The 24,149-nt window shown below is 63.9% G+C and carries 18 protein-coding genes; 10 read left to right on the top strand and 8 right to left on the bottom strand.

What is annotated here, in order from left to right:
• Positions 1-159 precede the first annotated feature (159 nt).
• The 5 genes from iolD to NCR38_RS08930 all read right to left on the bottom strand — a co-directional run bounded on the left by iolD (position 160) and on the right by NCR38_RS08930 (position 7,226).
• The gene (gene iolD / locus NCR38_RS08950) at positions 160-2,046 is read right to left on the bottom strand and encodes a 3D-(3,5/4)-trihydroxycyclohexane-1,2-dione acylhydrolase (decyclizing) (protein WP_250476843.1); all 1,887 of its coding nucleotides are present in this window, start codon (positions 2,044-2,046) and stop codon (positions 160-162) included.
• On the bottom strand, positions 2,043-4,037 hold the full coding sequence (iolC, locus tag NCR38_RS08945; RefSeq protein ID WP_250476842.1) for a bifunctional 5-dehydro-2-deoxygluconokinase/5-dehydro-2-deoxyphosphogluconate aldolase: 1,995 nt from the start codon (positions 4,035-4,037) through the stop codon (positions 2,043-2,045). The genes iolD and iolC overlap by 4 nt, the downstream gene beginning before the upstream one ends.
• A 13-nt stretch (positions 4,038-4,050) precedes the next feature.
• Positions 4,051-4,839 carry an ATP-binding cassette domain-containing protein gene (locus NCR38_RS08940; protein WP_061119721.1) on the bottom strand — a complete coding sequence of 263 codons (789 nt, stop codon included), beginning with the start codon at positions 4,837-4,839 and terminating at the stop codon, positions 4,051-4,053.
• A 13-nt stretch (positions 4,840-4,852) separates the two neighbouring features.
• Positions 4,853-6,019 carry an ABC transporter permease gene (locus NCR38_RS08935; RefSeq protein WP_061119720.1) on the bottom strand — a complete coding sequence of 389 codons (1,167 nt, stop codon included), beginning with the start codon at positions 6,017-6,019 and terminating at the stop codon, positions 4,853-4,855.
• Positions 6,020-6,173: 154 nt separating this feature from the next.
• A complete protein-coding gene (locus NCR38_RS08930; RefSeq protein ID WP_061119719.1) occupies positions 6,174-7,226 on the bottom strand; it encodes a sugar ABC transporter substrate-binding protein in 1,053 nt (350 codons plus the stop codon).
• Positions 7,227-7,427: 201 nt separating this feature from the next.
• Here NCR38_RS08930 and NCR38_RS08925 point away from each other — a divergent pair, with 201 nt between their 5' ends.
• From NCR38_RS08925 to NCR38_RS08910, 4 genes are all read left to right on the top strand, one after another.
• Complete coding sequence (locus NCR38_RS08925; RefSeq protein ID WP_061119718.1) at positions 7,428-8,306, top strand: MurR/RpiR family transcriptional regulator; 879 nt, start codon at positions 7,428-7,430, stop codon at positions 8,304-8,306.
• Complete coding sequence (gene iolG, locus NCR38_RS08920; protein WP_250476841.1) at positions 8,296-9,300, top strand: inositol 2-dehydrogenase; 1,005 nt, start codon at positions 8,296-8,298, stop codon at positions 9,298-9,300. Before NCR38_RS08925 ends, iolG begins: the two co-directional genes overlap by 11 nt.
• Complete coding sequence (locus NCR38_RS08915; protein WP_250476840.1) at positions 9,297-10,313, top strand: Gfo/Idh/MocA family oxidoreductase; 1,017 nt, start codon at positions 9,297-9,299, stop codon at positions 10,311-10,313. The genes iolG and NCR38_RS08915 overlap by 4 nt, the downstream gene beginning before the upstream one ends.
• Positions 10,314-10,377: 64 nt before the next feature.
• Positions 10,378-10,605, top strand: a complete 228-nt coding sequence (locus NCR38_RS08910) for a sulfurtransferase TusA family protein (protein ID WP_035509205.1) — start codon at positions 10,378-10,380, stop codon at positions 10,603-10,605.
• A gap of 81 nt (positions 10,606-10,686) precedes the next feature.
• Here NCR38_RS08910 and galU read toward each other — a convergent pair whose 3' ends face one another.
• Together galU and NCR38_RS08900 are read right to left on the bottom strand one after the other, a co-directional pair.
• Complete coding sequence (galU, locus tag NCR38_RS08905) at positions 10,687-11,568, bottom strand: UTP--glucose-1-phosphate uridylyltransferase GalU (RefSeq protein WP_061119715.1); 882 nt, start codon at positions 11,566-11,568, stop codon at positions 10,687-10,689.
• Positions 11,569-11,646: 78 nt separating this feature from the next.
• Positions 11,647-14,514 (bottom strand): valine--tRNA ligase, encoded by a 2,868-nt coding sequence (locus NCR38_RS08900; protein WP_250476839.1) that lies wholly within the window; start codon positions 14,512-14,514, stop codon positions 11,647-11,649.
• A 196-nt stretch (positions 14,515-14,710) separates the two neighbouring features.
• Between NCR38_RS08900 and NCR38_RS08895 the strand changes: the two genes are divergently transcribed.
• The 5 genes from NCR38_RS08895 (at position 14,711) to NCR38_RS08875 (ending at position 20,745) form a co-directional block, all read left to right on the top strand.
• Positions 14,711-17,077: a UvrD-helicase domain-containing protein gene (locus NCR38_RS08895; protein ID WP_250476838.1), complete on the top strand. Its 2,367-nt coding sequence runs from the start codon at positions 14,711-14,713 to the stop codon at positions 17,075-17,077.
• Positions 17,078-17,079: 2 nt separating this feature from the next.
• Positions 17,080-17,832 carry a 5'-methylthioadenosine/adenosylhomocysteine nucleosidase gene (locus tag NCR38_RS08890; RefSeq protein ID WP_086961307.1) on the top strand — a complete coding sequence of 251 codons (753 nt, stop codon included), beginning with the start codon at positions 17,080-17,082 and terminating at the stop codon, positions 17,830-17,832.
• A 132-nt stretch (positions 17,833-17,964) separates the two neighbouring features.
• The gene (locus NCR38_RS08885; protein WP_061119711.1) at positions 17,965-18,231 is read left to right on the top strand and encodes a hypothetical protein; all 267 of its coding nucleotides are present in this window, start codon (positions 17,965-17,967) and stop codon (positions 18,229-18,231) included.
• Complete coding sequence (locus NCR38_RS08880) at positions 18,228-18,707, top strand: hypothetical protein (protein ID WP_061119710.1); 480 nt, start codon at positions 18,228-18,230, stop codon at positions 18,705-18,707. The genes NCR38_RS08885 and NCR38_RS08880 overlap by 4 nt, the downstream gene beginning before the upstream one ends.
• 145 nt (positions 18,708-18,852) lie before the next feature.
• Positions 18,853-20,745 carry a propionate--CoA ligase gene (locus NCR38_RS08875; RefSeq protein ID WP_061119709.1) on the top strand — a complete coding sequence of 631 codons (1,893 nt, stop codon included), beginning with the start codon at positions 18,853-18,855 and terminating at the stop codon, positions 20,743-20,745.
• Between the two features lie 76 nt (positions 20,746-20,821).
• Here the strand turns inward: NCR38_RS08875 and NCR38_RS08870 are convergent, their stop codons facing one another.
• A complete protein-coding gene (locus tag NCR38_RS08870) occupies positions 20,822-22,078 on the bottom strand; it encodes an MFS transporter (protein WP_061119708.1) in 1,257 nt (418 codons plus the stop codon).
• 340 nt (positions 22,079-22,418) lie between these two features.
• Here NCR38_RS08870 and NCR38_RS08865 point away from each other — a divergent pair, with 340 nt between their 5' ends.
• Entirely contained in the window at positions 22,419-24,083 is a 1,665-nt protein-coding gene (locus tag NCR38_RS08865; RefSeq protein WP_061119707.1) for a methyl-accepting chemotaxis protein, read from the top strand.
• The last annotated feature ends 66 nt before the right edge of the window (positions 24,084-24,149 follow it).

Genomic DNA, 24,149 nt, shown 5'->3' with positions numbered 1-24,149 from the left:
TCGCACCCCCTGGAATCCCCCACATCACGATCACTTGTGACCCAGCACTTGACTCTCAATACAGTTGCTTTCTTTGCAGCAGCAAAGAAAGTGACTGCCGCCCCGCACAGGGGCAACGCTAATAAACCAACAACAAAGCAGGCTTCCACGAAAAACCCCTTAAAGTCCCCTAGCCTCGAGCGCCCGCTCATAAGCCTCACGAGCAACGACGACCGCCGCGCGGTCCGATACTTCCGGCACGGCGACTTCCCACCACCATCCACCTTCCTCAGTGGGCCGAGCCGGATCGGTATCAATCGAAATCAGATAACTTCGATCTGCGGCCCGCGCGCGCTTCATCGCGGCTTGCAGCTCGTCGATGCTCGACACATGCTCCGACAAAGCCCCAAGCGCGCGCGCATGCATCGCGAAATCGATCTCGGGCGCACCGGGCGCGCCTTGCCTGCAATCGTCGATGAGATTGTTGAACGGTGCCCCGCCACAAGCCTGCTGCAATCGATTGATGCACCCGAAGCCGCGATTGTCGAGCAGCACCACGATGACTTTTGCGCCCAGCATCACCGAAGTCGCAAGTTCGCTATTCATCATCAGATAGCTGCCGTCGCCGACAATCACGATCACCTCGCGCTCGGGCCGCGCGAGCTTCACGCCCAGACCGCCTGCGATCTCATAGCCCATGCACGAATAACCGTATTCGACGTGATAACCGCCCGGTCGTCCGGTGCGCCAGAGCTTCTGCAAATCCGCAGGCAAGGTGCCGGCCGCACACACGACGATATCGTTCGCGGGCGATGCATCGTCCGAACGCTGCACCGCGCCGATGACATCGGCCTCGCGCGGCAACACGCCGTCCGCGAGTGGCGTGTTCGTCACATGCGCGACGGTCTCGCGCCACTCGTTCGCGAGCCGGTGCGCACGCGTCGTCCATTGCGGCGATGCGCGCCAGTCGCCGAGCGCCGCCGACAACGCATCGAGCGCGACACGCGCATCCGCCTGCACGGCAACGGCGTTCTGCTTCAACGCATCGAACGGATTCGCGTTGATCGCCACGAGCCGCGCCTGCGTGAAAAGCGTGTTCGATCCCGTCGTGAAATCCTGCAAGCGCGTGCCGACAGCGAGCACGCAATCGCTCGCATGGGCGAGTTCGTTCGCGCCCGATCCGCCCGTCACGCCGATGCCGCCGACGTTCAACGCGTCGTCCCACGCCAGCGCACCTTTGCCCGCCTGCGTCTCCGCAACGGGAATGCCGTGCCTGTGCGCGAAGGTGCGCAAGGCATCGGTCGCGAGTCCGTACAGCACGCCGCCGCCCGATACGATCATCGGTTCACGTGCTTCGCGCAGCATCGCAGCGGCGCGTTCGATCTCGCGGGGAATCGGCGCGGGTGCATGGAACTCGACGACGGGCGGCGCGAAGAACGATGCAGGATAGTCATAGGCCATCGCCTGCACGTCCTGTGGCAATGCGAGCGTGACGGGGCCGCACAAGGCCGCGTCGGTGAGCACGCGAATCGCGCGCGGCAATGCGCTCAACAACTGCGCGGGATGCACGATGCGATCGAAGTATCGCGAGACCGCTTTCAATGCATCGTTCGCAGACACGCCGCCATCTTGACCGTCCTCGACTTGCTGCAGCACAGGGTCCGGCGCGCGCGACACGAAGATATCGCCAGGCAACAGAAGAACAGGCAAGCGATTCACATGCGCGAGCGCGGCGGCGGTCACGAGATTGGTCGCGCCCGGGCCGATGGACGTCGTCACCGCCATCATGCGGCGGCGCATGTGCGCCTTCGCATACGCGATCGCGCCATGCGCCATCGCCTGCTCGTTGTGCGCGCGATACGTCGGCAATTCATCCCGATGCCGATACAGCGCCTCGCCGATTCCCGCGACATTGCCGTGCCCGAAGATCGCGAACACGCCGCCGAAAAGCGCTTCTCCGTTACCGGTACGAAGCGCCGCGAGATAGCGCACGACGGCCTGCGCGGCGGTCAGTCGAACGGTCGTCGAAGTCGCGGCCGTCTCCGTTTGTGTAGCACGCTGGTTCATGCGGCTTGCTCCTGTTTGATCTGGCGATCGTCCACATGCGACGCGCCACGCGCTTCGCGCCATGCGCCGATCAAAGTTTCGAAGGTGCGGCGCACGCGCGCGATCAATTCGCGGTCGTCGATCTCGTTTGCGAGCCACGCATGGCTCGGTTCATGAAAAATCGTGCGTCCGACGGTGAAGCCCTTGCAGGTCTTCGACGATGCCGCAGCCTTGAACCCGTCGCGCAACTGATCGACGGCCGCCGACAGCCCGAGCAGCACGACGCCGCGGCAATACGGATCGCGTTCGGCGATCAGCGCATCGATCGACTGCCACTGCTTCGCGCTCATCGGTTCGAGCTTCCACCATTCCGGATAGATGCCGAGGTTGTAGAGACGCTTCAACGCGCGATACACGGTGTCATCGTCCACGGGCGGACCGTTCTTCGGCACGATCACTTCGAGCAAAAGCTCGTTGCCGCTTTCCTGCACGGCATCGTAGAGCGCGCGCAACTGTGCTTCCTGTTCGAGCCGCACGTCATGCGGATGATCGGGGTGATATTGCACGAGACACTTCGCAACCTGCTCGCGCGGCCATTGCACGAGCGTCGTGCCGATCGAGCGGCCGTGATCGAACACGAGCGGCATCGAGCCGGGCAATTCGACCGGACGTCCGACCCACCAGCCGCGGCCCGTGGCGGCGTTCAGCGCATCCTGGCCGTAGCGGTCGTCGATCAGCACGCCGATGCGTCCTCCGAGCCCGAGTTCCTTTTCGGTCTGCGCGACGGCATCGACGAACAGGTTTTTCAATGTGGCGATGCGCGTTTCGCTCGCGCCCGTCTGCTGCGCGAGATCGAAGAACTGGTTGCGATGATCGAACGCAAAGCCGAGCACTTCATCCCATTGCTTGCGCTTCGGGCTCACGCGGTGCAGCCGCGCGAGCGTCGCATCGCGATCCGGTCGGCGCATGCGTGCGGGATCTTCGCTGGCCGCGGCGAGGAAGTAATCCAGTTCGGCAGGCGTGGGCATTGCGGGCGCGCAGCCGTGACGCGACACGACGAGCGCGCCGCATGCATTGGCCGTTCGCGCACAGGCTTCGAGCGGCTCGTCGCGCAGCCAGCCAGAGAGGAAGCCGGACGCGAACGCATCGCCCGCGCCGAGCACGTTGAGCACCTCCACTTCGACGCCGCCATGTATCGGCGCATCGTCGATGGAGGCGGGCACCGCGCCCTCGATGATCGAGCAGCCGAGCGGCCCGCGTTTCACCACGAGCGTCGCGTTCGTGACTTTGCGGACCATCGCGAGCGCGTCGATCAGATGGTCCTTGCCGCCCGCGATGCGAAACTCTTCTTCCGTGCCGATCACGAGATCGATCAGCGGCAGGATGCGCTGAAGATGCGCGGTAACGCCTTCGTTCGCGATGAAGCGCGTTTCGCCATCGGCCTTGCCCGTGAGACCCCACAGCACCGGCCGATAGTCGATGTCGAGGATCGTGCGCACGTCGTTGCGCCGCGCATAGTCGAGCGCGCGGCGGCTCGTGCGGTTCACCTGCTCGGTCGAGAAGTGCGTGCCCGTGATGAGCAATGCCTTCGACGACGCGATATACGCTTCGTCGAAATCGGCTTCATCGACGGCCATGTCCGCGCAGTTCTCACGATAGAACACGAGCGGAAACGTGTCGCGGTCTTCGAGGCCGAGCAGCACGAGGGCGGTGAGCCGTTCACGATCGATGCGCACATGGCTCACGTCGCAACCTTCGCGCTGCAGCGTCTCGGTGAGAAAGCGCCCCATGTGATCGTTGCCGACGCGCGCGAGCATCGACGAAGCGAGACCGAGCCGTGCGCAGCCGAACGCGATGTTCGCGGACGAGCCGCCGAGATATTTCGCGAACGTCGATACGTCTTCGAGGCGCGCGCCGACCTGCTGCGCATAGAGATCGACAGCGAGACGTCCGAGGCACACGATATCGCGTGTTCGGTCCGGCGCGAAGCGAGAGGTGGTTTGTGTTGGCATGGCTTGAATGTCCTCAGATCGTCGCGCCTTCGAGTTCGGTCATCATCTGCTGCATTTCGGCGCCGCCCGCCATCATGTCGAGCACTTCGTTCTTGCTGATGGTGTCCTTCGTGAACGTGCCCATCGAGCGGCCGCGATTGAGCAGCGTGAACGAATCGCCGATCGGATAGGCGTGATGCACGTTGTGCGTGATGAAGATCACCGAGATGCCTTTTTCGCGCGCCTTGTGGATCAGCTTCAGCACATTGAAGCTCTGCTTCACGCCGAGCGCGGCGGTCGGTTCGTCGAGGATCAGCACGCGCGCGCCGAAGTGGATCGCACGCGCGATCGCAAGGCATTGCTTCTCGCCGCCGGACATCGTGCCGATGGGCTGATGCGGATCGCGCACGTTGATGCCCATTTCCGCAAGCTTGGCGCGCGAGGTTTCGGCGGCGAGATCGAGATCCATCACGCTGAAGAGGCCGAAGCGCTTCTTCTGCGGTTCGCGGCCCATGAAGAAATTACGCGCCACCGAAAGCAGTGGCACGAGCGCGAGATCCTGATACACGGTCGCGATGCCGAGATCCAGCGCTTCCTTCGGCGATTCGAAATGGACCGGCTTGCCATCGACCAGATAGTCGCCGGAAGAGGGCGCATGCACGCCCGCGAGCGTCTTGATGAGCGTGGACTTGCCCGCGCCGTTGTCGCCGAGCAGGCAATGCACTTCGCCGCGCTTGAGCCGCAACGTGACGCCGTTGAGGGCGATCACCTTGCCGAAAAATTTGCTGACGTTCTCGAGTGCGAGGATGTTGTCGTCGTTCATGTCGGTTCTCTTCTCATTGAGCCTGCGAGACGCGGCGGCGCACGTAGTGGTTGAAGAGCACGGCGATCAGCAGCATCACGCCGAGGAACACACGGAACCAGTCCGAGCTCACGTTCGTATAAGTGATGCCGATCTGCACTACGCCGAAGATCAGTGCGCCGAAGCATGCGCCGACCACCGAGCCGTAACCGCCCGTCAGCAATGTGCCGCCGATGACCGCCGCGATGATCGCCTCGAATTCCTTCTGCAGGCCGCGGTCGGCCGCCGCGGAACCGATGTCGCACACTTGCAGCACGGCGAACAGGCACGAGCAGAACGCGGTCAGCACGAACAGCGAAATCTTCACGCGCTTCACCGGCACGCCGACGTTCTTCGCGGCATTCGCATCGCCCCCGACCGCGAGAATCCAGTTGCCGTAGCGCGTCTTGGCGAGCACGAACGCGCCGATTGCCGCGAGCACGAGCCACCAGATGATGACCTTCGGAATGCCCGGCACGAGCGGCTCGCCGCTATCGAGCAACTTGCCGATGCCCATGTGCGCGAGCCAGGTGAACACGCCGTGGAGGGCGACGCCATGAAAGAGCGTGTTGGCGATCGGATCGGCCTGCGCGAGATCGCCCACGCCGGAGATGATGGTGCGGTCCGCGAACATGATCGACAGCGCGAGCGTCAGGCCGCGCAGGATGAACAGGAAGGCGAGCGTGACGATGAACGAAGGCAGGCGGGTTCTCATCACGAGATAGCCGTTCAATGCGCCGAGCAGCATCGACATCACGAACGCGAAGAGAATGGAAAGCGACAACGGCCAGTGAAAGTAGACCGAGGGCAACGCGACCATCATGCCCGCGAAACCGATCATCGAACCGATGGACAGGTCGAACTCGCCCGCGATCATGAGAAGACACGCGCCGACCGCGAGCAGCCCGAGATAGGCGGCGACCTGCGACCAGTTCATGACGCCGTCGAGGTTGAACATGCCCGACGAACCCGCGCCGAAGCCGAACACGAGGAACACGAGCACCGTGCCCGAAATGGCCGCGAATTCAGGGCGATTCAGCAAATGACCGAACCACGATTGCCGGCGTACGCGCTCATCCGAGGGCTTCGCGTTGTCAGGTGTGTCAGCGGTGTCCTGCTGAGGATTCACGTGGGGAGGGTAATGCTTGCCGGCTACGCCCATGATGGCTCCTTGAGACTCGAGACGAAGTTCAGTTCAGCGGCGATGCGCGCGCCCCTGCCGCGTCCGCGAACGGACGCAGTAAGGACACAGTGGACTTGAGAAAAGCGGGCGGTTCCTGGCTTACCGAAGCCGCCCGAAGAAGGTCATGCCGGGATCAACGATATTGACCGGCGTACTTCACGACCTTGTCGAGATTTTCTTTGGTGATGAAGCCCGGACCCGAACGAATGTTCCTGGGGCCGTACGACGGTTCCAATCCGTAGGTTGCGAGGCGTGCCTTGAACTTCGGATTCGCTTCGAGAATCTGGCGGATCTTCGCCGGATCGGTGGTGTGCTCCTTGTGGACGATCGCGAGTACCGCCACGGGGATATAGCCTTGCAGATACGGCTGCTGATCGATCGCGAACTTGATCGTGCCGTCCTTGATCGCTTTCGCGATGTCATCGGAGAAGTCGAAGGTAACGAAATAGACCTTGTTTTGCAGGCCCATTTGGGCGACTGCCTTGAGCGTCGCGGAAGCGGGCGTCGGTCCGAGCGTGAGGATCGCTTGCGTGTCCGGATGATTGCGCAGGAACGCCGAGACTTTCGACTGGATCTCGGTCGGGTCCTGGCCCGAATCGAGCGTCGCGGCCTTGTAGTCGACACCGAGCGCATCGGCGAAACCGCGGCAGCGATCGAACGAAACCGTGTTCGTCGCGATGTGGTTCACGCACAAAAACGATTTGATGCCCGCGGCCTTCGCCTTTTCGCCCGCCGCCTTGCCCGCGACATATTCGGGCTGGCCGACGTGCATGATCGCGCCCAGTTGCGCGCTTTGTTCTTCGGTGCCCGAGTTGATCGTCACGAGTGGAATCTTCTTCGCGGTGACCTTGTTGAGCGAACTCTTCAGCACGTCGAAGTCGGCGATGGTGGTGATGACGCCGTCGTAGTTGCGCGCGGCGGCCTGCTCGATCAGACGCGACATGTCCGCGATATCGCCGTTCGGCGGATTGCGGTAGTCCGTCTGCACGTTGAAGTCTTCATCCGCCTGCTTGATCGCGTTCTTGATGGTGTTCCACCAGGAATCCGAATCCGGCGCGTGGCTGATCAGCACGAACTTCGCGTCGGGCGCCGCGTGAGCGGGACTCGCCGCCATCAACGTTGCGCTGCACAACGCAGCAGCAGCCACCAGCGCGCGCAGCGCGGCCCGACCGTTGCAAAGGGTCATTGTCTCCACCTATCTCGGTTGTTGTTTGGTGTGATGTCTCGCGAGCCGACCTTTTGATGTGCCGTGCTCAGGACCAAGAGTAGGTCAGTTTTCGGTGGTCTGCAACAGATATTTTATTGGTGCGGCAAATGGAAAATACATTCCAATTTGCTTGCCGCGTTCCTATAATCGGTTCTACGACGAACATCGAAAGAGCCTCTGATGGATGACGCCAGCACCGACGTACAAAGCGTCGACGAACTCATGCAGCGGATCACCGACGCGTACGACTCCCTGCCGCGCCAGTTGAAGAGCGTCGCGAGCTACATCGAACAGCATCGCCAGAGCGTGATGATGGATCGCACGAGCGATATCGCGAGTGCATGCGGCGTGCATGCGTCCGCGGTCGTGCGTTTTGCGCAGCGCTTCGGCTTCTCCGGCTTCTCCGACTTGCAGGCCGTGTTCAGGCAGGCCTACACGGGCGCGGGCGGCTCGCAGCAGAGCTATCAGCAGCGCATCCGCAAGCTTATCGACGAGAAGGCGGGCGAGGCGTCGGGCCTGTCGGTGGCGCGCGAGTTCATCGCGGCGAGCCGCACGGGTCTCGACGAGCTCGAAGCCGGCCTCGACGACGCGCAGTTCGAAGCCGCCGTCGACATGCTTTCGCAGGCCGAGAACATCTATGTGATCGGCGTGCGCCGGTCGTTCGCGGTGGCAAGCTACATCGTCTATGCATTGCAGCACACGAAGAAGCGCGTGCATCTGATTTCGGGCTTCGGCGGCATGTTCCGCGAGCAGGTCCGCAGCGTGAAGAAGGGGGATGTGGTGGTCGCGATCAGCTTCGCGCCCTACGGCAAGGAAACGCAGTACTGCGTGCGCGCCGCGCAGCATCACGGTGCGAAGACCCTCGTCATCACCGATAGCCAGCTTTCGCCGCTCGCGCGTCACGCGAGCGCGAGCCTGTTCGTGAAGGAAGGCAGCGCGTTCGCGTTCCGTTCGCTCACGAGCACCATTTGCCTGTGCCAGGCGTTGTTCATCGCGCTCGCGTACCGGCTGGAGTTGAACGTCGAGGAATCCAAGGAGACAGGTGGCTATGACGATTGATGTGGCGGTGTTCGGGGCAGGGCGCATCGGCAAGATCCACGCGGCCAATCTCGCGCGGCAGCCGGGCGTGCGTTTGAAATACGTCGTCGATGTGAATCGTGACGCGGCGTGCGCGTTGGCGGCTTTATATGGAGCGCAGGTCGCCGACGTCGACGGCGCGATGGGCGATGCCTCCGTCGCTGCGACCGTCGTATGTTCGAGCACGGACACGCATGCGGATCTGATTCTCGCCTCCGCGGCGCAGAAGAAGCATGTGTTCTGCGAGAAGCCCGTCGATCTCACGATCGAGCGCGCGCGTGCGTGCGCCGATGCTGTCGCGCAAGCGGGCGTCGTCTGCATGATCGGCTTTCAGCGCCGCTTCGATCCCACGTTCTCGGCGCTGAAGACGCGCATCGATGCGGGCGAGATCGGCGAGCCGGAGATGCTGATCGTCACGAGCCGCGATCCGGGCGCGCCGCCGGTCGAGTACATCAAGCATTCGGGCGGCATCTTCAAGGACATGCTGATCCACGACTTCGATATCTGCCGCTGGATTCTCGACGACGAAGCCGACACGCTGCACGCGACGGGCAGTTGCCTGAGCGATCCGGCCATCGCCGATGCGGGCGATATCGATTCGACGGCAGTGACGATTCGCACGAAGCGCGGGCGTCTGTGCCAGATCAACACGGCGCGGCGCGCGGCGTATGGCTACGATCAGCGCTTCGAGTTGCTCGGCAGCGCCGGCATGCTGCAAGCGGGCAACGTGCGGCCGACGGAAGTCACCGCCTATACGACAGCGGCGGTCTCGAGCGACAAGCCCGAAGCGTTCTTTCTGGAGCGCTATCGCGCGGCCTACGCGGCGGAAATCGCGCATTTCTTCGATGCGGTCGAGTCGGGCAAGCCGGTGCGTACGACGGTCGCGGACGGATTGAAGGCGCTGGAACTGGCCGAAGCCGCGACGTTGTCGTGGCGCGAGAAGCGCATCGTCACGCTTGGGGAGAACGTCGCATGAATCCGTTGCGCGTCGGTATCGTCGGACTGGGGCGGCTCGGGCGCCGGCATGCGGAAAATCTCGCGTGGCACGTGCCGGGCGCGAGACTCGTCGCGGCGTGCAGCCCGGTGAAGGAAGAGCGTGCGTGGGCGGCGGCGTCGTTGCCCGAGTTGTCGCTCCATGCGGACTACGACGAACTGCTCGCGGACGATTCCATCGACGCGGTGTGGCTCGTCACGCCCACGTCGCTGCATGCGCGGCAGATCATCGCCGCATTGCGCGCGGGCAAGCACGTGTTCTGCGAGAAGCCGCTGTCGCTCGATCTCGCCGAATGCGACGCCGTGCTGGAAGAACATGCGCGTCATGCGCATCTGCATGTGATGATCGGCTTCGTGCGGCGCTTCGATGCGAGCTATCGCGATGCGTTCGACGGCATCGCGAAAGGGGCGATCGGCCGGCCCTTCATGGTGCGCTCGCAGACCTGCGACAAGAACGATCCGGACGGCTTCTTCGTGCGATTCGCGCCGACATCGGGCGGGCTCTTTCTCGATTGCAGCGTGCATGACATCGATCTCGCGCGCTGGCTGCTCGGCAATCCGCGCGCCCGGCGCGTATATGCGAGCGGCACCATTGCGATTCACGACGGCTTGCGCGAGTGCGGCGACATCGACAACGGCGTGGGCACCATCGAGTTCGAGGACGGGCGGATTGCGGTGTTGTACGCATCGCGCACGATGGCGCATGGGCACGACACGCAGACGGAGGTGATCGGCACGGCGGGCGCGCTGTCGGTGGGGCGCAATCCGCGCGTGAACCGCGTCGAGATCGCCGATGCAAACGGTATGCGCAATGCCTGCACGCCGACGTTCTTCGAGCGCTTCGAGGATGCGTTTTTGCGCGAGGCACAGGCGTTCGTGGCGTTGCTCGCGGACGGGAGACCGACCGGGCTCACACTGGAAGATGCGCGGGAAGCGACGCGTATCGGCATCGCGATGCGGCAGGCTTATGAAAGCGGGCGGGCGGTGGAGTTGTGACTGCTGCGCTAGAATCGAACCTTCACCGAGCGCTCACCCACAGGCAAAGAAAGGTTCAATCGCGATGGAAGTTCACAAGGAAGTCGACGCGCGCGGGCTCAACTGTCCGTTGCCGATTCTGCGGGCCAAGAAGGCGCTCGCCGACATGACGAGCGGTCAGATTCTGAAAGTGCTCGCAACCGACCCGGGATCGCAGCGCGATTTCGCGGCGTTCGCCAAGCAGACCGGCAACGAGATCGTCGAGTCGACGTCGCAGGACAAGACGTTTATTTTTCTGATGCGTCGTCGCTGAAAGAGACAAACAGGCGTCCAAAGACAAAATGCCCGTCACGCAGGTGACGGGCATTTTTGTTCAACCGGATCGGCCAGTGCTTCAGCCTTCGAGAATCGGCGCGCGGTTGCGCAGGTATTCCTCGAAATCGGCCTTCACTTCCGGATGACGCAGGGCGAACTCCACCGTGGCCTTCAGATAGCCCAGCTTGCTGCCGCAATCGAAACGGGTGCCGTGGTACTTGTACGCGAGCACTTGCTCGTCCGACAGCAGCGATTGGATCGCGTCCGTCAGTTGCAGCTCGCCGCCCGCGCCCGGCTTCAGCGCGCGGATGTGATCGAAGATGCGCGGCTTGAGCACGTAACGGCCGACCACGCCCAGGTTCGACGGCGCCACGGCCGGTTCCGGCTTCTCGACGATGCCCGCGAGCTTGAAGATATTGTCTTCCCACTCCTTGCCGTCGATGACCCCGTAAGACTTCGATTCCTCAGGCGGGATTTCTTCGACGCCGATCACCGAGCTGTGATAGTGGTCGAACACTTCGATCATCTGCGTCATGACGGGCGGCTTGCCGTACAGCAAGTCGTCCGCGAGGATCACGGCGAACGGGTTGTCGCCGACGAGCTTCTCGGCGCACAGCACCGCGTGGCCGAGACCGAGTGCTTCGGCCTGACGAACATAAAAGCAGTCCACGTGGCTCGGCTTGATGCTGCGCACGAGCTCGAGCAGCTTGTCCTTGCCGCGCGCCTCGAGTTCCGCTTCGATCTCATAGGACTTGTCGAAATGGTCTTCGATGGCACGCTTGCTGCGACCCGTCACGAAGATCATTTCTGTAATGCCGGCCGCCATCGCTTCCTCGACCGCGTACTGAATCAGCGGCTTGTCCACGACAGGCAGCATTTCCTTCGGGCTTGCCTTGGTCGCCGGTAGGAACCGCGTGCCCAGACCCGCGACGGGAAAAACCGCTTTGGTAACTTTTAGCATGTGATGACCCTGATCCTCTTAATCATTGAAACGTCGAGACAACCGGAACGGATCGATAAATGATTCGAACCCCCAATTTCAGGCGGGCAGACGCAATAATTGGGCCTGAAGTTTCTCGATGGTGGTTCCGTATTCTGCCAGCCTTTTGCGCTCCTGTTCAACGACGGCCGCCGGTGCTTTTGCAACAAAGCTTTCATTCCCCAGCTTCGCGTTACATTTAGCGATCTCGGCATTCAGCCGGTCCACTTCCTTCGTCAGACGCTCACGCTCCGCGGCGACATCGATCTCGACTTTCAGCACGAGCTTGCTCGTGCCGACGATCGCGACCGGCGCGCCATGAGCCTCTTTGTCGAGGGCGGCTTCGTCGTCGATGATCTTCACTTCGGAAAGACGCGCGAGGGCGGCGATATACGGCGCGAACGTGGTGAGGCGCGCCGCGTCGCCGTGCGCGAGCAACGGCACCTTCACCGCGGGCGACAGATTCATTTCGCCACGCAGATTACGACATGCATCGATGACACTCTTCAGTTCGGCGGCCCACTGTTCCGCGGATTCGTCGATCTTTTTCTGCTCGGCGCGCGGGTAGGGCTGCGTCATGATCGAAACGTCGCCTTCCTTCGCGCCCGGCGGGAACGCGTCGGTCAGTGGAGCGACCTTCTGCCACAGCGCCTCGGTGATGAACGGAATGATCGGATGCGCGAGGCGCAGCACCGTTTCCAGCACGCGCAACAGCGTGCGGCGCGTCGCGGTCTGCTGTTCCGGCGTGCCGTTCTGGATTTGCACCTTCGCGAGTTCGAGATACCAGTCGCAGTATTCATCCCACACGAACTTGTAAATCGCGTTCGCTACGTTGTCGAATCGATAGTCCGCGAAGCCCTTCTCGACTTCCGCCTCCACGCGCTGAAGCAGCGACACGATCCAGAAGTCGGCCTGCGAGAAATCGGTGTAGCCGCCCGGACCGCAATCGCCCGGCTTGCACGCGCCCGGATTCGCGAAGCCGCAATCGTGGCCTTCGCAATTCATCAACACGAAACGCGTGGCGTTCCACAGCTTGTTGCAGAAGTTGCGATAGCCCTCGCAGCGCGCGAGGTCGAAGTTCACGTTGCGGCCGAGCGTGGCCATCGACGCCATCGTGAAGCGCAGCGCATCCGTGCCGAACGACGGAATGCCTTCGGGGAATTCCTTGCGCGTCTTCTTCTCGATCTGCGCGGCGGCCTTCGGGTTCATGAGGCCCGTCGTGCGCTTCGCGACGAGCGATTCGAGATCGATGCCGTCCACGATGTCGATCGGGTCGAGCGTGTTGCCCTTGCTCTTCGACATCTTCTGACCTTCGGCGTCACGCACGAGGCCGTGCACATAGACGGTGTCGAACGGCACCTTTCCGGTGAAATGCGTCGTCATCATCACCATTCTGGCGACCCAGAAGAAGATGATGTCGAAACCGGTCACGAGCACGGAAGAGGGCAGGAATGCCTCGAGCTCCTTCGTCTTGTTCGGCCAGCCGAGCGACGAGAACGGCACGAGCGCGGAGGAGAACCACGTGTCGAGCACGTCTTCATCGCGCTTGAGCGGGCCTTTGTAGCCTTGCGCGTCGGCATCGGCGCGGGCCTCTTCCTCGGTCTTCGCGACGAAGATCTCGCCGTTCTCGCCGTACCACGCGGGAATCTGATGGCCCCACCACAACTGACGCGAGATGCACCAGTCCTGAATGTTCTCGAGCCACTGATAGTACGTCGTGGTCCAGTTCTCCGGCACGAACTTGATCCTGCCGCTTCTCACGACATCGAGCGACGTCTCCGTGATCGACTTGCCAGGATTGAACGTGCCTTCGGGCGCGGGCTTGGTCATCGCGACGAACCATTGGTCCGTGAGCATCGGCTCGATCACGACCTGCGTGCGATCGCCGCGCGGCACCATCAGCTTGTGCGGCTTGACGGATTCGAGCAGGCCGAGCGCTTCGAGATCCTTCACGACCTCCTTGCGCGCATCGAAGCGGTCCATGCCGCGATACTTCTCGGGCGCGTTGTCGTTGATCTTCGCGTCGAGCGTGAGGATCTCGATCTGCGGCAGCTTGTGGCGCTGGCCGACGGCGTAGTCGTTGAAATCGTGGGCGGGCGTGACCTTCACGACGCCGGTGCCGAATTCGCGATCGACGTATTCATCGGCGATGACGGGGATTTCGCGATCGCAAAGCGGCAGCACGACCGTCTTGCCGATCAGATGCTGATAGCGCTCGTCATCCGGATGCACCATCACGGCGACGTCGCCGAGCATGGTTTCGGGGCGCGTCGTCGCAACCGTCAGATGGCCGGAGCCGTCCGGCAGCGGATAGCGGATATGCCACAGGCTGCCGTTCTCTTCCTCGCTCACCACTTCGAGATCCGACACGGCCGTGCCGAGCACCGGGTCCCAGTTCACGAGACGCTTGCCCCGGTAGATGAGGCCTTGCTTGTAGAGCGTGACGAATACGTCGCGCACGGCGGCCGACATCTTGTCGTCCATCGTGAAGTACTCGCGCGACCAGTCGATCGACGCGCCGAGGCGGCGCACCTGATTCGTGATCGTCGAGCCGGACTGCTGCTTCCATGCCCAGACGCGCTTCAGGAATTCCTCGCGGCCGAGGTCGTGGCGCGAGACGCCCTGCGCGTCGAGCTGGCGCTCGACGACGATCTGCGTCGCGATGCCCGCGTGGTCCGTGCCCGGCACCCACAGCGTGTTCTCGCCGAGCATGCGGTGATAGCGCGTGAGACCGTCCATGATGGTCTGGTTGAACGCATGCCCCATGTGCAGCGTCCCGGTGACGTTCGGAGGCGGCAACTGGATGGAGAAATTCTTCGCGCCTTCTTTGAACGTGGGCGCGCAAAGGCCGCGTTTTTCCCATTCCGGGCCCCATTGGGACTCGATCTTTTGAGGCTCGAAGCTCTTCGCAAGCGTGCTGTCGCTCATTTGTGGAATCTGCCGAAAAATGCGTGAAAAAATGCGGGGGAATCCCCAATTATAAGGTTCCGCGCGGTCCGTCGGACGAATTCGGGCCGTGGGCGGGCGCGCTGCGGCAGCCGGCGACTCCATCAGCGCGGTCTTATAATGACCGGCCCGTCGCCAGAATTATTTCTGGCCCGCTCTCCTGCCGCTGCACTTTCCCATGCCCGACCTGCTCGCGAATCTGAACCCCGAACAACTTGCCGCCGTGACGCTGCCGAACGAGCCCGCGCTCATTCTCGCGGGCGCCGGCAGCGGCAAGACGCGCGTGCTCATCACACGCATCGCATGGCTGATCCAGCAGGGCTATGCGTCGCCGCCGACGGTGCTGGCCGTCACCTTCACGAACAAGGCCGCGCGCGAAATGATGGCGCGTCTCTCCGCGCTTCTGCCGATCGACACGCGCGGGATGTGGATCGGCACCTTTCACGGCCTGTGCAACCGCATGCTGCGCGCGCATTACCGCGACGCCGGCCTGCCGCAGGCCTTCCAGATCCTCGATACGGCCGACCAGCTTTCGGCCATCAAGCGTCTGATGAAGGGCCTGAACGTCGACGACGAAAAGTATCCGGCGAAGAACCTCCAGTACTTCATCAACAACGCGAAGGAGCAGGGCTTGCGTCCGAAAGACGTCGATGCCACCGACGCGTTCAACCGCAAGTTCGTCGAGCTCTACGAAGCTTACGATCAGCAATGCCAGCGCGAGGGCGTCGTCGACTTTCCGGAGCTGCTGCTGCGCTGTCATGAGCTGCTCGCGCACAATCCGCCGCTGCGCGCGCACTATCAGGCGCGCTTTCGCAACATTCTCGTCGACGAGTTTCAGGACACGAACAAGCTGCAATATGCGTGGCTGAAACAGCTCGCGGGCGAGCACAACGCGATCTTCGCGGTCGGCGACGACGACCAGTCGATCTACGCATTCCGCGGCGCGAACGTCGGCAACATGCACGACTTCGAGCGCGAGTTTCGCGTGCGCAATCTCATCAAGCTGGAGCAGAACTACCGCTCGCACGGCCACATTCTCGATACGGCGAACTATCTCATCGCGAACAACGCGCGGCGGCTCGGCAAGAATCTGCGCACCGACGCGGGCCACGGCGAGCCGGTGCGCGTCTACGAGGCCGCCACGGATTCGCAGGAAGCGGGCTGGATCGTCGAGGAGATCAAGGCGCTCATCAATACGGGCGTGTCGCGCGGCGAGGTCGCGGTGCTTTATCGCAGCAACGCGCAGTCGCGGACCATCGAGCATACGCTCGTGAACGCGGGCATTCCGTATCGCGTGTATGGCGGCCTGCGCTTTTTCGAGCGTCAGGAAGTGAAGCATGCGCTCGCGTATCTGCGTCTGATCGACAACCCGAACGACGACACCGCGTTCGCGCGCGTCGTCAATTTCCCGACGCGCGGCATCGGTGCGCGTTCCATCGAGCAACTGGCCGACGCGGCGCGTCTCTACAACTGTTCGATGGCCGCCGCCGTGCCGTATGTCACCGGCAAGGCGGGCTCGAGCCTCGGCGCGTTCGCGACGCTCATCGCAAAGATGCGCGCCGAGACGCAGCAGATGAGCCTGCCGGAAACGGTCGAATACGTCGTGCGCGCGAGCGGTCTCGCCGCATTCTATGAAACCGAGCGTGAAGGGCAGGATCGTCTCGAGAACTTGCAGGAACTCGTGAACGCCGCGGCTGCGTTCGTCAGCGAGGAAGGGTACGGCCTCGACACGCCCGCGCGCTCGATTCCGCTGCGCCCGGGCGCGACATCGGCGCCGGAGATCGCGGCGGTGAGCGAGGACGGCGAGATCGAAGTGCTCGATGCGCCCGGCATCGCCGATCCCGCGCAGAATCCCGACACGATGACGCCGCTCGCCGGTTTTCTGTCGCACGCGTCGCTCGAAGCCGGCGACAACCAGGCGCAGGCCGGCCAAGACGCCGTGCAACTCATGACGGTGCACGCGGCGAAGGGCCTCGAGTTCACGGCGGTGTTCATCACCGGGCTGGAAGAAGGTTTGTTCCCGCACGAGAACAGCGCGCAGGAATCGGACGGGCTGGAGGAGGAGCGGCGTCTCATGTACGTGGCGATCACGCGGGCGAAGGAGCGGCTTTATCTGTCGTTCGCGCAGAGCCGCATGCTGCACGGTCAGACGCGCTACAACATCCGCTCGCGTTTCTTCGATGAACTGCCGGAAGGCTCGCTCAAGTGGCTCACGCCGAAGATCGAGGCGGGCGCGCGCTGGGGCGGACGCGCCGACAACGCCGGCTGGGGCCGCGACTGGTTCGCGCGTCCCGGCCAGGAACGCGGGGGTTCGACCTACGGCGGCAGCCAGGCGAGCGCCACGCTGCCCGCGTTCGCGAACGAGCAGCGAGCGGCCGAGTCCGGCTTCAAGGTCGGCCAGGCCGTGTTTCACACGAAGTTCGGCGAAGGCACCGTGACGGCGCTCGAAGGCTCCGGCGGCGACGCGCGCGCGCAAGTGCGCTTCAAGCGCCACGGCGAAAAATGGCTCGCGCTCTCGGTCGCGAAGCTCCAGGCCGTGGAATGAGCATGAAGCGGCTCGGGATCATGGCGGCGCTGCCGCAGGAACTAGGTGATCTGATCGCGCAGATGCAGGCGGCGGGCGAGGTTCGCACGGTCACGCTCGGGCGGCGCGAGTACTACGTCGGCGAGGCGCATGGCCGGGCCGTCGTGGTCACACTGGCGCGCATCGGCAAGGTCGCCGCGGCGGCGACCGCGAGCGCGCTGATCCACGTCTTCGAAGCCGATGCCATCGTCTTCACCGGCGTCGCGGGCGGCGTGCGGGCGGATGTGCAGGTAGGCGACGTCGTCGTCGCGGATGCGTTGATGCAGCACGATCTCGATGCATCGCCGCTCTTTGCGCGCTACGAAGTGCCGCTGCTCGACCGCGCCGGGTTCGACGCCGATCGCCCGCTTTCCGACGTACTCGCCGCGGCCGCCGGCGCGTTCATCGCCGAGGAGGGCGGCGCGCTGTCGGAACGCTTCGCCGTCGCCGCGCCGCGCGTGCATCGCGGGCTCGTTGTGAGCGGCGATCGCTTCATCGCGAGCCACGACGCGCTCTTCGCATTGCGCGCTGCCTTGCCGGACGCGCTCGCGGTCGAAATGGAAGGCGCGGCCATCGCGCAGGTCTGCTACGAGCACGACGTGCCGTGCGCGGTCGTGCGCACGATTTCCGATACGGCCGACGCTGCCGCGCCCGCATCCTTCGCCGAATTCCTGACGTCGATCGCCGCGACTTACTCGTCGGGCATCTTGTCGCGGTTCTTGCGCGCCGCCGCCTGATTCATCGCCAACGCTCGCATTCCGGTAGTCCTGGTTTTCATCGAAAATTCCCGCTTGTAGTTGAGAATGATTCTCAATACAATGAGTCGCTCGACGTGAGGCAGTCATCGAGCAAACGGGAGGTCCGACGACATGACCAACGATTTCACCGCCAGCGGCATCACGGGTAAAGAGCGTCCGCCGCGCGAGATGGACGAGCGTTGCGCGATTTCGACGAACGCCGCCAAGGTTCTCGAAACCACGCGCCGCGCATGGAGCGAAGCGGCCACTCAGGCGCCGAAGGAAGCGACGCGTCGTCCGCCGCGCGTCACGCAGCCCAGGAAACGCGTGACGCCGCGGCGTTCGCGCTGGCCGTCGCTCGTCGCCGCGCTGAACTACTGGAGCCCGAAACCGCTGTGAACGCCGCCGATTCCACTTCGACACCCGTCACGCTGCCCTCGCTCGCACTCGACGAGCGCCTTTTCGATGCGAGCCGATTCCCGCTCGTGCGCCTGCGCCCTCGCGCCGTGAAACCGGGTTACGCTTTCGCATGGAGTGCGCAGATGCGACGCCTCCTGGCGCTCGCGACGCCCTTCGTGCTGGTGGCCGAGCACGACGAGAACGAAACCGCCGACGACGCGCGTCTGCGCGCCGCCTGGATGCGCACGCATCGCGCGATGCTCGCCGCATATTGCCGCGGCCTGATCGTGATCGAGCCGCGCATCGCGGCGCGCGCAACGACGCGCGAAACGCTGCGCACGCTGACCGAGGGCAGCGGCGTGCGCATGGTCGTCGTGTCGAGCATCCGGGTCGCGGGCGAGCTTGCGCCGGTGCTGCTCAAGCATGCGGCCGCCGGGCCCGCGCCCGTTCCCGCCACGCGCAGCCGGGCGATCTGACGAGCGGACCGATCAGGGCGCGCCCTGTCTAGCAAGCGTTCGATGGCTGCTCTATCCTGTGTCGACCGGAGCCGGCGCTTCAGCGCCTGTTCCGGTCCCATGCACCGCATTCAAGCCAGCCAACGCCGCTTTGCAGAGGACGCGCATGCCGACTTACCAGGAAGCGTATCGACGGTCGATCGAGGAGCCCGAAGCGTTTTGGGCCGAACAGGCCCGACGCATTCATTGGCAGACGCCATTCGATCAGGTGCTCGACCGCAGCAAGCCGCCGTTCGCGCGCTGGTTCGTCGGCGGCAAGACGAATCTGTGCCATAACGCGGTGGACCGGCATCTGGCCTCGCGCGCGCAACAGGACGCGCTCGTCTATGTCTCGACGGAAACGGGCATCGAGCGCCGCTACACCTACGCCGAGCTGCATGCGGAAGTGAACCGGATGGCCGCCGTCATGCGTTCGCTGCATGTGGCGAAGGGCGACCGCGTGCTCATCTATCTGCCGATGATCCCCGAAGCGCTCTTCGCGATGCTCGCGTGCGCGCGTATCGGCGCAATTCATTCGGTCGTGTTCGGCGGCTTCGCGGCGCCGAATCTCGCGGCACGCATCGATGACGCCGAGCCTGCGCTCATCGTCACCGCCGATGCCGGCGCGCGCGCGGGCAAGGTGATCGACTACACGCCGCTCGTCGACGAAGCCCTGTCTCGCGCCGAATACAAGGTGCCGCAGGTGCTCCTGATCGACCGTCAGCTCGCGCCCGAGCGTCTGCAGGCGAGCTATCTCGTCTCGTACGAGCCGCTGCGCGAGCAATTCTTCGATGCCCACGTCCCCTGCGAATGGCTCGAATCCAACGAGCCTTCGTACGTGCTTTACACGTCCGGCACGACGGGCAGGCCGAAGGGCGTGCAGCGCGATGTCGGCGGTTACGCGGTGGCGCTCGCCGCATCGATGGAGCACATTTTTCAGGGCGCGCCGGGCGACACGATGTTCACCGCATCGGATGTCGGCTGGGTCGTCGGGCACAGCTACATCATCTATGCGCCGCTGATCGCCGGACTGACGACGGTGATGTACGAAGGCACGCCGATCCGTCCCGACGGCGGCGTCTGGTGGCGGCTCGTCGAGCAGTACAAAATCAACCTGATGTTCACCGCGCCGACTGCGATTCGCGTGCTCAAGAAGCAGGACCCGGCGCTGATGGAGAAATACGATCTGTCGAGTCTGCGCACGCTGTTTCTCGCGGGCGAGCCGCTCGACGAGCCGACCGCGCAGTGGATCCAGAGCGCGTTGAAGAAGCCCGTCATCGACAACTACTGGCAGACGGAAACCGGTTGGCCGATGATCGCGATTCCGCGCGGCATCGAGGAATTGCCGACGAAGCTCGGCTCGCCGGGCGTGCCGTCGATGGGCTTCGACCTCAAGCTGCGCAACGAAGCAACGGGCGATACATGCGCGCCGGGCGAGAAGGGCGTCGTCACGCTGTCGTATCCGTTGCCGCCGGGCTGCATGCAGACCGTGTGGCGCGATGACAAGCGTTTCGTCGATACGTACTGGAAGAGCGTGCCGGATCAGATGGTCTACTCGACCTTCGACTGGGGCGTGCAGGATGAAGACGGCTACGTGTCGATTCTCGGGCGCACCGACGACGTGATTAATGTCGCGGGGCATCGACTCGGGACGCGCGAGATCGAGGAGGCGCTGTCGGCGCATCCGGCCGTGGCCGAAGTCGCGGTCGTCGGAATTGCGGATTCGGTGAAGGGCCAGGCCGCGGCGGCGTTCGTCGTGCTGCGCGATGCGGATCGCATCAATGCGCCGGGCGCGCGCGAGGGCATGGAGGCGGAGCTCTGTCACGCGGTGGATTCGCAGCTCGGGGCGATCGCGCGTCCGGCCAGAGTCCATTTCGTGACGATGCTGCCCAAGACGCGCTCGGGGAAGCTGCTGCGAAGAGCGATCGCGGCGCTCGCCGAAGGGCGCGATCCGGGCGAGTTGCCGACCATCGAAGATCCGGGCGCGTTGATGCAGGTGAGAGAAGCGCTGGGAAACTGAGTGCCTGAAGCGCGAAGGGCGCGCGATCCGCTGAAGGACCGGCGCGCCCGCCGCGATGCATCACGCCATGTTGCGATCAGCCCTTCGCATGCGCCTCATGCGTCTTCGGCAGCAACACCGTCAGCACGCCGAGCAACGGCAGGAACGCGCAAACCTTGTACACGTAGTCGATGCTGGTGGTATCGGCGAGATGCCCGAGCACCGCCGCGCCGACACCGCCCATCCCGAAGGCGAAGCCGAAGAACAGGCCCGCGACCATTCCGACCTTGCCCGGAATCAACTCCTGCGCATACACGAGAATCGCCGAGAACGCCGAGGCCAGCACGAGCCCGATGATCACCGACAGCACGCCCGTCCAGAAGAGATTCGCATAAGGCATCAGCAGCGTGAACGGCGCGACGCCGAGAATCGATACCCAGATCACCGCCTTGCGCCCGACCTTGTCGCCGACCGGCCCGCCGATGATCGTGCCCGCCGCCACTGCGGCGAGGAACACGAACAGGTGAATCTGCGCGGCCTGCACCGACAGGCCGAACTTGCTGATCAGATAGAACGTGAAGTAACTGGTGATGCTCGCGAGATAGAAGTACTTCGAGAACACGAGCAGCACGAGCACGCTCATTGCCATGATGACCTTGTTGCGCGGCAGCGTGGCATGCGCGACCTGCGCGCGGCCCTTCTTCGTCGCCGGATGACGCTTGTACCAGCGGCCGATGTTGGCCAGCACGAACATCGCGACGAGCGCCGCCGCCGAAAACCACGCGATGCTCTTCTGCCCGTGCGGGATGACGATCAGTGCGGCGAGCAGCGGCCCGAGCGACGAGCCCGCGTTGCCGCCGACCTGAAAGAGCGACTGCGCGAGGCCGTGCCTGCCGCCCGACGCCATGCGCGCGACCCGCGACGACTCCGGATGAAACACCGACGATCCGCAACCGACCAGCGCCGCGGCGATCAGCAGCGTGCCGAAATTGCCCGCGACCGACATCAGCAAGAGACCCGACAGCGTGAAGCCCATGCCGACGGGCAGCGAGTAAGGCTTCGGGTGCTTGTCCGTATATAACCCGACGAGCGGTTGCAGGAGCGAAGCCGTGACCTGATACACCAGCGTGATGAGGCCGATCTGTCCGAACGAGAGCGCGAACTCGCTCTTGAACATCGGATAGATCGCCAGAATCAGCGACTGGATCATGTCGTTCAAAAGGTGCGAGAAGCTGATCGCGCCCAGAACGGAATACACGGTGCGTTGCGTGCCCGTGCTCGCGGAACCCGCGGCGGCGGCGCCGGCCGATGCGCCGGAAGGCGACAAAGCGCCCTTGTCGATGCTCGTTTGCATGATGAATGGCAGAAAAGAAGCGGAAAACGTCCCAGGTTTTTGATCTCTTTCAGTGCGACATTTATGCGCAAGCTGAATTTCTGACAAGTTTAGGCTGTCCCCGTTGCGTTGTCCTGCCAAGCTTTGTCGCGAATCGGACACGATAACCGGCGCGTGTCGCGGTTGTTTCGTCTTACGCAACGATTTTTGGCCGGTTATAAAAAGCGCGACGGGCGAACGCGTGTTCGCTTCGCAATAAAAAGGCTCAAGAAGCCGGCAAACTTGCCGTACTCCCGGTGGGGACCAGACCAGGGCTCGCCGCACGACGGCTACGCCCGCAGATCAATTCGGGGATCGATCGATGAAACTGTTTTCGCTACGCACCGCAAAAGACGCGGGCTTCGTGGCGCACGCCGACGCCGCGGCGGCTGAAGCACATACGCACGAGCACACGACGAGGCGCGCGCTGTCCGTCAAGGCATCGCTCAGGCTCGCGTTCGGGCTCGTGCTCGCCGGGACGCTTGCCATCGGCGCGATTTCGCTCACGCAGATCAGCCGTCTGAACGGCGCGACCGAATCCATTTACACGCAAGGCTACGTCGCGAGCCGCGCGGCCGAGGAAACGCGCGGTTATCTGCTGCGTGCGAGCCGCTCGCAGAAGATGCTGCTCACCGCGTCCACCGCGAAAGAGCGCGACGATCTCGGCGCGCAGATCGAGCAGTCGCTCGCGGACATCGTGAAGGAGCAGACGCAGCTCGCGCAATATATCGATCACGCCGACAAGGACGCGCTCGCGCAGCAAAAGAGTTTCTCCACGGCGCTCGCGAAGTGGAGCGACAACCTGCGCACCTTCGTCAAGCTCGTGAAAGAGCAGCCGCTCGATCTTTCGCAGATGAACTGGCAAGTCGGCACGCAGGACGTGTCGCTGCTCGTCGAAACGGGCAAGCTCGAAAAGATGGTCGACGATCTCGTCGCGCGCCGTGGCGCCGCGGCCAAGGCGACGATCGATTCCGCCGCGTTCATCTTCCATTCGTCGTTCGTGATGGTCTCGGTGCTGACGCTCGGCTTGCTCGTGCTCGCGATCGTCGTCTCCGAATGGGTCGTGCGCCGTCTCGCCGGACAGCTCGGCGGCGAGCCCGGCTACGCGAAGGACATCGCGCGGCGCATCGCGTCGGGCGATCTCGCGTATCCGGTCAAGCTCAAGCGCCGCGACGATGCCTCGATGCTGCACGCGCTCTCCGAAATGCAGGCGGGCCTTTCGTCGACCGTCGGCGATATCGCCGCGAGCGCGGAGGCCATCGCATCGGCGTCGAGCGAGATTTCCACGGGCAACGTCGACCTGTCGCGCCGCACCGAGGAGCAGGCCGTCGCGCTGGAGAAGACCGCGGCCAGCATGGAGCAGCTCACATCGACGGTGCGTCAGAACGCGGACAACGCGAAGCAGGCGAGCACGCTCGCCGCAAACGCATCGGCGATCGCGGAGAAGGGCGGTGCCGTCGTCGGCCGCGTCGTCGAGACGATGCAGCGCATCGATGCCAGCGCGAAGAGTATCGGCGACATCATCGGCGTGATCGAGGGCATCGCGTTTCAGACCAACATCCTCGCGCTGAATGCGGCGGTCGAGGCCGCGCGCGCGGGCGAGCAGGGGCGCGGCTTCGCGGTCGTCGCGGGCGAGGTGCGCAGTCTCGCGCAGCGCTCGTCGTCGGCGGCGAAGGAGATCAAAGGCCTGATCGATACGTCGGTGTCGCGCGTGTCGGACGGCTCGGCCTACGCGCAGGAAGCCGGCGCGACGATGGAGGAAGTCGTGAAGGCGGTGCGCCGCGTCACGGACATCATGGGCGAGATTTCGGCGGCATCGGCGGAGCAGAAGACGGGCATCGAGTCGATTGGCGAAGCCGTCACGAAGATGGACGCGAACACGCAGCAGAACGCCGCGCTCGTCGAAGAGGCGGCAGCGGCGGCGCAATCGCTCGACGATCAGGCGCGCGCGCTGAAGTCGCTGGTCGGCAAATTCCAGTTGGCCTGACGCAAAACGTCGATATAGAATCGCGGACGGGCGCGGCAGGGCGCCCGGTCTCGCGAAAGTCTTACG

Source organism: Caballeronia sp. INML1, assembly GCF_023631085.1.
GTDB classification, from domain to species: Bacteria; Pseudomonadota; Gammaproteobacteria; order Burkholderiales; family Burkholderiaceae; genus Caballeronia; species Caballeronia turbans.
The sequence above is the reverse complement of the archived record's forward strand: the minus strand, read 5'-3'. Positions and strand labels throughout refer to the sequence as shown.